Origin of the sequence: Streptomyces sp. NPDC097640 (assembly GCF_040302705.1) — a bacterium.
GTDB lineage: Bacteria > Actinomycetota > Actinomycetes > Streptomycetales > Streptomycetaceae > Streptomyces.
In genome coordinates, this window is record NZ_JBEOSB010000010.1 from 69030 (window position 1) to 81357 (window position 12328).

A 12328-nucleotide genomic window follows, 5' to 3' on the forward strand; every position below is an offset into this window, starting at 1 on the left:
CAAGTGCAGCACACCACTCCACTTCGAGAAGGAGAAGCACCATGAGCCCGAGTCAGATCGATCTGGTCAAAACAGCGGCCATGCCGCGTACCGTGCTGGCCGGCCTCGTGGCGGCCGTCGCCGAGGACCCGAAGGCCGTGGCGGCCGGCGTGAAGGTGTCCGTCCGGCGGTCCCAGGAGGATGACAACAACTGCATGATGGGCGGCTGGACCTCCTGACCACCCTCTGAAGCGCTGATGCGCTGAGTCTCCCGTGTGCCCGGAGTGGTCTTCCGCCCCGGGCACACACCCCCGGTCATCATCGAAGGAGGGATCCCTCGTGCACTTCATGAACATCGGCCACGCCTACGAGAACGCGGCCCGGCTGATCCACGCCGTAACCGACGAATACCCGGACGCCAACGGTCTTCACGCGGCCTACAGGGCAGCCATCTCGACGCCGGGCCTCCGCCCCCTGCCGGTCGAGGGCCAGGGGATCTCCGTCTCCTACGAGGACGGCACGTGGGCGAAGCACTGTATCGAAAACGGCATCTTCACAAACATCTTCAAAGGCGCCGGGCCCTCGGACGGGCCGACCAGGCAGGGGTGGGACAACAGGGTCGCCGAGGCCCTGGACCTCATCCAGGAGATCAGCCCCGACCTCCGCCTCATGGTCGACTTATTGGTCACAGAGCTCGTGGTCCTCAACAGCGGCGCGGACGGTGGCGGCTCCGCCTCCCACATCCCCGGCGTCGTGGTGATGAGCCCCGGCGCCGAGTGGGACGTCCTCGACTACGCGATGTGCCTGGTCCACGAAGGCATGCACCTCAACCTCTTCGTGGCGGACAAGGTGTACGGGACCTTCACCCTTCCGTCCAACGCACTCGAAGCCGAGGAACGCCGCGCCCTGTCCGCTGTCAAGATCGGCCAGCGCCGACCGCTGGACAAGGCATTCCACGCTGCGATCGTGACGGTCCCGCTGATGTTCATGCAGGACCGCAGTGGTGTGACGACGCTGGTGGACCTCTACACCGAGTCACTGCGGGACGCCTGCGAGGATCTGAAGAAGCAGCGCCGGATCTTCACCCAGTACGGTCAGATGCTGCTCGGCGAACTGTGCGAATTCGCCGAGCAGGTCGACTTCGCTCGCGTGGCCCGTGCGATCTCCGGCACGGAATACGCGGGCTACAGGCCGAGCCTGGCCGCCTGACACGGCTTAGTAGTCCTCGAAAAGGATTCCCGCCTCTCGTGCCAGGCTCAAGGCCAGCTCCATCGATCCTGGGCCTTGCACGGTCGCTCCCTTGAGGCTCGCCGCTCCGCCTACATCGATGAGCGTACAGTTCTCGAATCGGACGGTTCCCATGTGGCCGTTAGAAAATTGCGCTCCGGTCAAGTCGCAGTTTTCGAAACGTACATTGTGCATTGATGTCGACTGAAAGTCGGACCCGATCATCTTACAGTCGGTGAATGCAACGCTGTAGAGCTTCATGTAGCGGTACATCGCAGGAGCACTGATACACCCTTCGATGCGCACATCGCGGAATGTTCCCGACTTCCATGACGATCCCGTGATGCGGCTGCCGTTGATCGTGCAGCGAATCAGGGACACGTCGTGTGCGGTCACCTGGGAGAAGTCACAGGTGTTGAAGGCCGAGTCGCTGAACTGGCTTCTGCGTAGTTCAGTTCCGGTGAAGCGTGAGTTCTCGAACATGCACGACTCGAGTTCGACGGCTTCTACCTCCAGGCCCACGAAATGCGTGCTTTCGTATCCGACCCCTTTGATGATTGCATCGTCTTCCAGGGCGTCTCTCTCCTCTGCTGGGCGGAGAGAGGGCGGCAGTTTCGGAGCCGTGGGATTCTTGATGCGCGCGATCCTGCTGCCTTGGCGAGCGACCTGAGCCATGTGAGGTCAATCCATTCGCGGGGTACGTTTGATCCTCGCGCCACATTTTTGAGTGAACTCTCGATTGCGACGGGGATACCGCACAGTCTAGGGGAATTGCCGCCGGTACAGGGAAGCCGTTCACCCCAAAGGCGTGACGCCGTGCGGATCCGTTGGTGGAGTCCTCTGTGCGGCCGTCGGCCAGCGCCCATCACGAGCTAATGACGGCGGCCGACGCGCTGGAACGGGCCAGGGTCTGACGGATCAGTCCGCTGCGTCCTGCCGCGTGGTCCTGTCGAACCAGCGCGGGTAGCTCTCTGCCCTGGCGGAGAGGCGGGACGCCACCGACTGGCCCCAGTTTCACGGTGTCTTCCTCATGCCTTGCGGACCTGTGTCTCACTCACCACGGCCGACCGCGCGCAGCGCTTCTGCGATCCGCGCGCGCAGGCCCTCTGCACGTGGATCTTCGTAAGCGGTGAGGAGCCGCGCCGCCTCGCGCCACTCCCGCCGCGCGTCTTCCTCGGCTCCGGCTCCGCGCAGGGCACTGGCGAGCCCGTTCAGTGCGGCGGCCAACTGCCAGTCGTCATGCAGCTCGCGCTGGGTGGCCGCCGCGCGGCGGTGAAAGGAGGCGGCTTCCTCGAAGCGGCCCAGTCGGCAGTACGTCTCGCCGACGCCATGCCACGCCCGCGCCTCACGCGACCGGTCGCCGAGCCGACGATGCAGGACCGCCGACCGTTGGAAAGAGACCAGCGCCTCCTCCGGCTGACCGTCGGCCTGCTGGGCTCGACCGAGCTCCAGCAGCCAGAAACCTTCCCACGAGTGGTTGCGGTAGCGCAGGGCGATGTCCAGAGCGGCCCGAGCGGACTCCAGGGCATCGTCCAACTCTGCGCGTTCACGCTGAACAGCGCTCAGAATCCGCAGGGCGTTCCCTTCGCCTCTCTCATCACCGCGATCTCGGTGTGCCGCCAAGGACTGGTGGATGAGGTTCAGGGCATCTTCGAGCCGCCCCGCCTCGTAGCTCACCGTGGCGAGGTTCGAGAGCAGGGTGGGCTCCCATGGACCCGACGCGCCCAACTCGCGGAAGAGGGCCAAGGACTCGGTGAACCTCGTCTCGGCGTCGTCCAGCCGCCGAGCCCGGAGTTTGATCAAGCCGATCGCGTTCAGGGACCGGGCCTCGCCTTCTCGGTCTCCTCGTTCGCGGCGTACGGCCAGGGCGCCCTCGTGGCACTCGGTTGCCTCTGCCAGCTGATGTGACTGGGTGTAGGCGGTGCCCAGGCTCCCCAGAAGCTCCGCCTCTCCGGCGCGGTCGCCCGATCTGCGGGCGGCGCGCAGCCCGATGTTGACCATGGCGAACCATTCCTCGAATGGGCTGAGGCGCGCGTGCACATTGTGGAGGACAGCGGGCAATTGCCATGCCACGCGATCGAATCCGGCCTCAGCAGCCGTGCGCGCGGCAGCCAGGAGGTTGGCGTGCTCCCACTCGTACCAGCGCATGGCCTCGTCAAAGTCCGCGAAGACCGGTGGCATGACGCCGTCTCCCGGCGGGGAGAGCGGGATGTGGGCCTGGCCCGGCTTGATACGGGTCCGAGCGGCGCCCGCCGCATGGAGATACCAGGTCAGTACGCGGCGCAGGGCCGCCTCTCGTTCCTCCTCAGGCTCCTCGTGCTGGGCCTGGTCGATCGCGTAGGCCCGCAGCAGGTCATGGAACTCGAAACGATCGGGCGCGGTCGGCGTCAGCAGATGTGCCCCCACCAGAACATCCAGTAGATGCTGTGCCCGGCTGACGCTGACGCCCGCCAGGGCGGCGGCGGCCGGCGAGCCGAACTCGGGCCCCGGGTGGAGGCCGAGCAGCCTGAAGAGACGTGCGGCTTCTGCGGGCAGCGCCCGATAGGACCAGGTGAACACTGTTCGTACCGCGTCGGCTTCCTCGTCGTCACCAACAGTCAGAGCATCCCAGAGAGCGGACTCGTCGCGAAGATCTCTTATCAGGTCGTCCAGGTTCATGTGCGGGCGGCTGGCGGCGCGTTCGGCCGCGATGCGCAGGGCCAGGGGGAGCCGTGCGCACAGCCGCGCCAGTTCGACGAGCCTGTCCGCGTCATCCTGGGGCCGATAGCCGGCGGTGACGGCACGCAGCAGCGCGACGGCCTCCGGTTCGGCAAGCGTTCCCACAGTCAGCCGGTGCGCACCGTCGCGGACGGCCAGCCCCGAGAGGCGACTACGGCTGGTGATGATCACCAGGCATCCGGCGGTGCCCGGCAGCAGCGGCCGGACCTGGCCCACGGTGGCCGCGTTGTCCAGGACGACCAGCATCCGCTTTCCGGCCAACAGCGAGCGGTAGAGGGCCGCTGAGGCCTCCGTATCGGCGGGAATCGCGGTGGCGGGAACGCCCAGTGCCAGGAGAAACCGGTAAAGCGCCTCCTGTGCGGTGACCGGCGCGCCCGGATCGTAGCCGCGTAGGTTCACATACAACTGGCCATCCGGGAAATGCGCGTGAGACTGATGCGCCCAGCGCAATGCCAAGGAGGTCTTGCCCGCCCCGGCGGTACCGGCGATCACGCAGATCGATACGGCGAGTGAATCGCCGATATCGCCGCTCAGGAGCGCGTCGAGCCGACTCAGCTCATCGGCCCTGTTGACGAAGGTCCTTACGTCACCGGGCAGTTGTCGTGGCTTTGGGCTGGTGGCCGGAGTGGCGACGGGCCCGTTTCCGTGGAAGTGCACACCGCCGCTGACATCCCGTGCCTGCACGACATCACTGGCACTCCCCGACAGTTGCGACTGCGTCCCCTGGAACTGCCCAGGATTCTCCGGGTGGGCTCCCTCTCCCTGGTCCTCGTCGATCTTCTACTCCGGCCTCGGTGGCGGCAGGGGTGCTACCTCGCGCTCGAAATATGTGCTCAGTTCCTCCCCTTCCTCGTAGAGGCTTTGAATGAACTGTTCCCAGCGTGTGGTGATCTCGGGGTACGCAAACCTCACCGCGCCGTCGAGAATTCCCCGACCGTCGTAAACGACCTTGTAGAGGGTCTGCCCGCCGAGTGCGACAAGTTCCGGAAGTGGCCCGTCTTCCTCCAGGTCGCTGATGTGTTCAGGCCCGACCACTCTGATATGGCCGCCGCATTCAGCCCGCAGTCGCAGTGAATTTAGCTCCCATTGGAGATAAGGCGTAAGGGGTTCTTCGACCACACGTACTCGGAACATCTCGGAGCGATGTTCTTTCGCCTGACGTGCGAGCATCATGAGGTCCTCGCGACTTTGCTCGATGAGACGCAAGGCTCCCTCCCAGTCCCCTCGGGAGAATGCCCTCCAGCTCTTGTTGCCTGGCTCCTGGAAATGCTGCTGCCGCTCCAGTTTCCAGGCGCTCTGACCTTCGGTGGCCCATCGACGTTGCCGGAAATCGAGCCGGTAGGTGTCGTGCGAGAGCCGTTCGCCTTGTGAGGCGTCGAGTCCAGGGTTCTCGAGGCTAAGCATCCGGGATATCCGATTTTGCCGCGCTCAAGGTATTGCCGGGGATGATGACCAGCCTCTCGTCCGCAGCGATCCGGGCGCCTTCGGGGAGCCGAGACCTGTACGCGTCGGTGAGATCCCGTCCGATCACGGCGATATCTCCATTGGCCAGCTGCCAGATATCAGGACAGCCGTCCTCGTCGTTGGTGTTCCCGAGCTCGCTCGGTGACTTCCCTAAGCGGCGGACGAGCGGTGCGGAAGGATCCGCATCCCAGGGGCGGTTCATCGCGATCTCCCATCGACCACGGAGTGGAAACTCAGCGTACAAGTGTCAATTACGTTGTGCAATGACGTCCGATCGTCTGGCGCCGAGGCTGCCAGGCGACCAAATCATGCAAGCGCGCTTGATTGTTTCTTGGCGTGCTGCCACGCTCCCTTCCCGGGACGCACGACAGGGACCCCACACGACGGGAGCGCAGCGTGTCCGATACGGAGGTCGTGCTCGGCGATCTGCTGGCCGAGGGCGAGGAGTTGGACGGCCTGGTGGCCGGGCTCGCGGAGGAGACGTGGGCCGCGCCGACGCCCGCCGCGGGCTGGACGGTCGCGCATCAGATCGCCCATCTCGCCTGGACCGACGAGCGGGCGGCGCAGGCGGCCACGGACCCGGCGGGGTTCGCGGCCGAGGTGCGGAAGGCCGCCGCCGAGCCGGACACGTTCGTGGACGAGGCCGCCGAGCTCGGCGCGGCGCTGCCGCCCGCGGAGTTGCTGCGGCGCTGGCGGGAGGGGCGGGAGCGGCTGCGGCGGGTACTGGCCGGGCAGCCCGCCGGGGCGCGGGTGCCGTGGTACGGGCCGTCGATGAGCGTCGCGTCCATGGCCACCGCCCGGCTGATGGAGACCTGGGCCCACGGGCAGGACGTCGCCGACGCGCTGGGCGTGCGCCGCGCGCCCACCGCCCGGCTGCGGCATGTGGCCCGGATCGGCGTGCGGGCGCGGGGCTTCGCGTACGCGGTGCGGGGTCTTGAGCCGCCCGCCGAGGAGTTCCGGGTCGAACTGCGCGCCCCGGACGGTGAGCTGTGGACGTACGGGCCCGAGAACGCGCCCCAGCGGGTGACCGGGCCCGCGCTGGACTTCTGCCTGCTGGTCACCCAGCGCGCGCGTCGTGCGGATGTGGCGGTACGGGCGGAGGGGGCGGACGCGGACCGGTGGCTGGACATCGCCCAGGCCTTCGCGGGCCCGCCCGGCAAGGGCCGGGCTCCGGGGCGGGGCGGCCACGGTGAGGGCCGGGCTCCGGGCCGGGCGCCGTCCGTCGAGGCCCGCGGCCAGGCGCCCTCCGCCGAGGACCGCCACCCAGGCCGTACGGCCGAGGGCCCCGCATGACCCCGACCCCGACCCCAACTCCGACGCCCGCGCCCCTCCGCATCGGCAACTGCTCCGGCTTCTACGGCGACCGCTTCGACGCCATGCGCGAGATGCTCACCGGCGGCCCCCTCGACGTGCTGACCGGCGACTACCTCGCCGAGCTGACCATGCTCATCCTTGGCCGGGAGCGCCAGAAGGACCCGGCGCGCGGCTACGCCACCACCTTCCTCCGCCAACTCGACGACACCCTCGCGCTCGTCAAGGAGCGCGGCGTACGGATCGTCAGCAACGCGGGCGGGCTCAACGCGGCCGGGCTCGCCGACGCGATACGCGCCTCCGCCGCCCGACAAGGCCTCGCCGCCCGCGTCGCCCACATCACCGGTGACGACCTCCGCACCACCCACGACTGGCCGGCCCACACCCTCACCGCCAACGCCTACCTCGGCGGCGCCGGAATCACCGCCGCCCTCCGCTCCGGCGCCGACATCGTCGTCACCGGGCGGGTCACCGACGCCGCCCTCGTCACCGGGCCCGCCGCCGCGCACTTCGGCTGGCGCGCGGACGACTGGGACGCGCTCGCCGGGGCCGTGGTCGCCGGGCACATCCTGGAGTGCGGCGCCCAGGCCACCGGGGGCAACTACGCCTTCTTCACCGAGCACGACATACGCCGCCCCGGCTTCCCGCTCGCCGAGATCCACCCCGACGGCTCCTGCGTGATCACCAAACACCCGGGCACCGGCGGCGCGGTGACCGTCGGCACCGTCACCGCCCAGCTCCTCTACGAGACGGCCGGTGCCCGCTACCCCGGTCCCGACGTCACCGCCCGCCTCGACACCGTACGGCTCACCCAGGACGGCCCGGACCGGGTGCGGGTCCACGGCGTGAAGGGCGAGCCGCCCCCGCCGACGCTCAAGGTCGGCCTCACCCGCCTCGGCGGCTGGCGCAACGAGGTCGTGTTCGTGCTCACCGGCCTCGATATCCAGCCCAAAGCCGCCCTCGTACGCGACCAGATGGAGGCGGCCCTGGCCAGGCGCCGCCCCGCGGAGGTGCGCTGGACCCTCGCCCGTACCGACCACGCCGACGCCGACACCGAAGAGGCCGCCAGCGCCCTGCTCCGCCTCACCGTCCGCGACCCGGACCCGGAGAAGATCGGCCGAGCGGTCAGCGGCGCCGCCGTCGAGCTGGCGCTCGCCGGATACCCCGGCTTCCATGTCACCGCCCCGCCCGGCAAGGGCTCCCCGTACGGCGTCTTCGAAGCGGCGCACACCCCCACCACCGACGTCCCGCACACCGCCGTACTCCCCGACGGCACCAGCACGCCCATCCCCGCACCCGCCACCACCACCCCCCTCGCCCCCGTCCCCGAACCGCCCCTGCCGCCCCCGCTCCCGCCGGGCCCCACCCGGCGCGCCCCGCTCGGCCTGGTCGCCGGGGCCCGCAGCGGCGACAAGGGCGGAGCGGCCAACGTCGGCGTCTGGGCCCGCACCGACGACGCCTGGCGCTGGCTGGCCCACACCCTCACCCCCGACCGCTTCCGCGCGCTGCTCCCCGAGACCGACGGCCTGCCCGTCACCCGCCACACGCTCCCCGCCCTGCGCGCCCTCAACTTCGTCGTGGACGGCCTCCTCGGCGAGGGCGTCGCCGCCCAGGCCCGGTTCGATCCGCAGGCCAAGGCCGTCGGCGAGTGGCTGCGCTCGCGTCACCTCGACATACCGGAGGAACTGCTGTGACCGTCCTCGCCTCCGCCCTCGATCCGCACGGCGCCGACTACGCGGCCCACCGCGAGGCCATGCTCACCAAGCTCGCCGAACTCGAAGCCGAGCACGCGAAAGCCCTCGCCGGAGGCGGCGAGAAGTACGTCGCCCGCCACCGCAAGCGCGGCAAGCTCCTCGCCCGCGAGCGCATCGAGCTGCTCCTCGACCCCGACACCCCGTTCCTCGAACTCTCGCCGCTCGCCGCCTGGGGGAGCGACTATCCCGTCGGCGCCTCCGTCGTCACCGGCATCGGCATCATCGAGGGCGTCGAGTGCCTGATCAGCGCCAACGACCCGACCGTGCGCGGCGGGGCCAGCAACCCCTGGACCCTCAAGAAGTCCCTGCGCGCCCACGAGATCGCCCGCGCCAACCGCCTCCCCGTCATCAGCCTCGTCGAGTCCGGCGGCGCCGACCTCCCCAGCCAGAAAGAGATCTTCATCCCCGGCGGCGCGATGTTCCGCGACCTCACCCGCCTGTCCGCCGATGGCATCCCCACCATCGCCGTCGTCTTCGGCAACTCCACCGCCGGAGGCGCGTACATCCCCGGGATGTCCGACCACGTGATCATGGTCAAGGAGCGGTCCAAGGTCTTTCTCGGCGGCCCGCCCCTGGTCAAGATGGCCACCGGCGAGGAGAGCGACGACGAATCCCTCGGCGGCGCCGAGATGCACGCCCGCACCTCCGGCCTCGCCGACTACCTCGCCCTCGACGAGCCCGACGCCATCCGCCAGGCCCGCCGCGTCGTCGCCCGCCTCAACTGGCGCAAGGCGCACCCCGACCCGGGCCCCGCCGAACCCCCGAAACACCACCCCGACGAACTCCTTGGCATCGTCCCCGGCGACCTCAAAATCCCCTTCGACCCCCGCGAGGTCATCGCCCGCACCGTCGACGCCTCCGACTTCGACGAGTTCAAGCCCCGCTACGGCCCCAGCCTCGCCACCGGCTGGGCCACCCTCCACGGCTATCCGATCGGCATCCTCGCCAACGCCCAGGGCGTCCTGTTCTCCGCCGAGTCCCAGAAGGCCGCGCAGTTCATCCAGCTCGCCAACCAGCGCGACATCCCGCTCCTCTTCCTCCACAACACCACCGGCTACATGGTCGGCCGCGAGTACGAGCAGGGCGGGATCATCAAACACGGCGCGATGATGATCAACGCCGTCTCCAACTCCCGCGTCCCCCACCTCTCCGTCCTCATCGGCGCCTCCTACGGCGCCGGCCACTACGGCATGTGCGGCCGCGCCTACGACCCCCGCTTCCTCTTCGCCTGGCCCAGCGCCAAGTCCGCCGTCATGGGACCCCAGCAGCTCGCCGGCGTCCTGTCGATCGTCGCCCGCCAGTCCGCCGCCGCCAAGGGGCAGCCGTACGACGAGGACGCCGACGCCGCGCTCCGCGCCATGGTGGAACAGCAGATCGAGTCCGAGTCGCTCCCCCTGTTCCTCTCCGGGCGGCTGTACGACGACGGCGTCATCGACCCCCGCGACACCCGCACCGTCCTCGGCCTGTGCCTCTCCGCGATCCACACCGCCCCCGTCGAGGGCGCGCGCGGCGGCTTCGGCGTCTTCCGGATGTGAGGAAACCCGTGATCCGATCCCTCCTCGTCGCCAACCGCGCGGAAATCGCCCGCCGGATCTTCCGCACCTGCCGCGAACTCGGCATCGCCACCGTCGCCGTCCACTCCGACCCCGACGCCGCCGCGCCCCACACCCGCGAGGCCGACGCGGCCGTACGGCTCCCCGGCGCCGCCCCCGCCGACACGTATCTGCGCGCCGACCTCATCGTCAAAGCCGCCCTCGCGGCCGGGGCCGACGCCGTCCACCCCGGCTACGGATTCCTCTCCGAGAACGCCGACTTCGCCCGCGCCGTCACCGACGCGGGCCTGCTGTGGATCGGGCCCCCGGCCGAGGCGATCGAGGCCATGGCCTCCAAGACCCGTGCCAAAGACCTCATGCGCGCCGCCGGTGTCCCCCTCCTCGCCCCCGTCGACCCCGACCGCGCCACGCCCGACGACCTCCCCCTCCTCGTCAAGGCGGCGGCCGGCGGCGGCGGGCGCGGCATGCGCGTGGTCCACGACCTCGCGGCCCTCCCGGCCGAGCTGACCTCCGCCCGCGCGGAGGCGCTGTCCGCCTTCGGCGACGCGGAGGTCTTCCTGGAGCCGTACGTCGAGGGCGCCCGCCATGTCGAGGTGCAGATCCTCGCCGACGCGCACGGCACGGTGTGGGCGCTCGGCACCCGCGACTGCTCCCTCCAGCGCCGCCACCAGAAGGTCATCGAGGAGGCCCCGGCCCCCGGGCTCACCGACGAACTGCGCCACGCCCTCGACGAGGCGTCGGTCGGCGCGGCGCGGGCGATCGGGTACCGGGGGGCGGGGACGGTGGAGTTCCTGGTGGGGCGGGACGGGCGGCCGTACTTCCTGGAGATGAACACGCGGCTCCAGGTGGAGCACCCGGTGACGGAGTACGTGTACGGGGTGGACCTGGTGGCGCTGCAACTACGGGTCGCGGAGGGCGAACCCCTGCTCGCGGAGCCACCCCCGCCCCACGGCCACGCGGTGGAGGCCCGGCTGTACGCGGAGGACCCGGCGCGGGGGTGGCGCCCGGGGACGGGGGTGATGCACCGGCTGTCGTTCGCGGCCGGCCCGGTGGGGGGTGCGCAGGGTGTTCGTGGCGGGTTCGGGGACGGGGCCTCCGGGGCTGTCACCCTGGACCGCATATTTACGGCGCCGGTGCCCGGAACCGCGGGGAACCCGGAACTTGGCGCCACAAATATGCGTAAGCGTCCAGGGCACCACCCCTGCACCCCCGCCCCCTCCCGTCTCGTCGGCGGCTCCCCGCCGGTGGACGTCGGCCCCGGCCAGGACTGGCTGCGGGTCGACTCGGGACTGTCCGACGGCGGCGAGATCACCATCCACTACGACCCGATGCTCGCCAAGGTCATCGCCTGGGCGCCCACCCGAGCCGAGGCCCTGCGCCGCCTCGCTCACGCCCTGGAACGGGCCCGGCTGCACGGGCCCGTCACCAACCGGGAGTTGCTCGTACGGGCGCTGCGCCATCCCGCGTTCGGGGACGCCCGCATGGACACGGGCTTCCTCGAACGGCACCTCGGGGAACTCACCGCCACCGACGACGACACCGCCCCCCTCGCCGCACTCGCCGCCGCCCTGGCCGACGCGGCGCGGCGGCCGGCGACCGTGGCCGGGCGGCTCGGCGGGTGGCGCAACGTACCGTCGCAGCCGCAGATCAAGAGCTACCGGTCCGAGCCTGACGGCACCGAGCGCGAGGTCCGCTACCGCCTGACCCGCGACGGCCTGATCGCGGACGACCACCCGAACACCCGACTCCTCGAAGTCGACACACATCAGGTCGTGTTGGAGATCGATGGCGTACGCCGAACATTCAACGTGGACACGTATGGCGAGGACGTCTACGTCGACTCACCCCTCGGCTCCCACGCCTTCACCGCCCTGCCCCGCTTCCCCGACCCCACGGCCCGTACCGAACCGGGCTCGCTGCTGGCCCCCATGCCGGGCACGGTCGTCCGCCTCGCCGAGGTGGCGGTCGGCGACCGGGTCGAGGCGGGGGAGCCGATTCTGTGGCTGGAGGCCATGAAGATGGAACACCGGGTCACGGCGCCCGCCGCCGGTGTGCTCTCCGCGCTGCACGCCACCCCGGGCCGGCAGGTCGAGGTCGGGGCGGTATTGGCGGTGGTGGCGGAGGGGGACGAGACGTGAGGGGACGGGGGTGCAGGGGTGGTGCCCTGGACGCTTACGCATATTTGTGGCGCCAAGTTCCGGCCCACCCCGCGCTTCCGGCCACGCGGCGGAGCCGCATATCGGCTGCCGCGGCGCCGTAAATATGCGGTCCAGGGTGACAGCCCCGGAGGCCCCGGCCCCGCCCCGTACAGAGCACCGCGAC

At 70.1% G+C, this 12328-nt stretch carries 10 protein-coding genes; 6 read left to right on the plus strand and 4 right to left on the minus strand.

Annotated features, from left to right (window positions below):
* Positions 1-41 precede the first annotated feature (41 nt).
* On the plus strand, positions 42-218 hold the full coding sequence (locus ABTY62_RS17585; RefSeq protein WP_352130316.1) for a hypothetical protein: 177 nt from the start codon (positions 42-44) through the stop codon (positions 216-218).
* A 109-nt stretch (positions 219-327) separates the two neighbouring features.
* On the plus strand, positions 328-1188 hold the full coding sequence (locus tag ABTY62_RS17590) for an aKG-HExxH-type peptide beta-hydroxylase (protein ID WP_352130523.1): 861 nt from the start codon (positions 328-330) through the stop codon (positions 1186-1188).
* Between the two features lie 6 nt (positions 1189-1194).
* On the opposite strand, the gene ABTY62_RS17595 is transcribed toward ABTY62_RS17590, so the two are convergent.
* The 4 genes from ABTY62_RS17595 to ABTY62_RS17610 form a co-directional block, all read right to left on the minus strand.
* Positions 1195-1881, minus strand: a complete 687-nt coding sequence (locus ABTY62_RS17595; RefSeq protein ID WP_352130317.1) for a pentapeptide repeat-containing protein — start codon at positions 1879-1881, stop codon at positions 1195-1197.
* A gap of 375 nt (positions 1882-2256) precedes the next feature.
* Positions 2257-4170, minus strand: coding sequence for a tetratricopeptide repeat protein (locus ABTY62_RS17600; protein ID WP_502997474.1), 1914 nt, complete (start codon positions 4168-4170; stop codon positions 2257-2259).
* Between the two features lie 534 nt (positions 4171-4704).
* On the minus strand, positions 4705-5328 hold the full coding sequence (locus tag ABTY62_RS17605) for a DUF6879 family protein (protein ID WP_352130319.1): 624 nt from the start codon (positions 5326-5328) through the stop codon (positions 4705-4707).
* Positions 5321-5590: a hypothetical protein gene (locus tag ABTY62_RS17610; protein ID WP_352130320.1), complete on the minus strand. Its 270-nt coding sequence runs from the start codon at positions 5588-5590 to the stop codon at positions 5321-5323. Before ABTY62_RS17610 ends, ABTY62_RS17605 begins: the two co-directional genes overlap by 8 nt.
* A gap of 194 nt (positions 5591-5784) precedes the next feature.
* Here ABTY62_RS17610 and ABTY62_RS17615 point away from each other — a divergent pair, with 194 nt between their 5' ends.
* From ABTY62_RS17615 to ABTY62_RS17630, 4 genes are read left to right on the plus strand one after another with little or no spacing between them, the layout of a single operon-like run.
* Positions 5785-6681, plus strand: coding sequence for a TIGR03084 family metal-binding protein (locus tag ABTY62_RS17615; RefSeq protein WP_352130321.1), 897 nt, complete (start codon positions 5785-5787; stop codon positions 6679-6681).
* Positions 6678-8393, plus strand: coding sequence for an acyclic terpene utilization AtuA family protein (locus ABTY62_RS17620; RefSeq protein ID WP_352130322.1), 1716 nt, complete (start codon positions 6678-6680; stop codon positions 8391-8393). Before ABTY62_RS17615 ends, ABTY62_RS17620 begins: the two co-directional genes overlap by 4 nt.
* Entirely contained in the window at positions 8390-9988 is a 1599-nt protein-coding gene (locus ABTY62_RS17625) for an acyl-CoA carboxylase subunit beta (RefSeq protein WP_352130323.1), read from the plus strand. The genes ABTY62_RS17620 and ABTY62_RS17625 overlap by 4 nt, the downstream gene beginning before the upstream one ends.
* 8 nt (positions 9989-9996) lie before the next feature.
* Positions 9997-12144 carry an acetyl/propionyl/methylcrotonyl-CoA carboxylase subunit alpha gene (locus ABTY62_RS17630; protein ID WP_352130324.1) on the plus strand — a complete coding sequence of 716 codons (2148 nt, stop codon included), beginning with the start codon at positions 9997-9999 and terminating at the stop codon, positions 12142-12144.
* Positions 12145-12328: the final 184 nt, after the last annotated feature.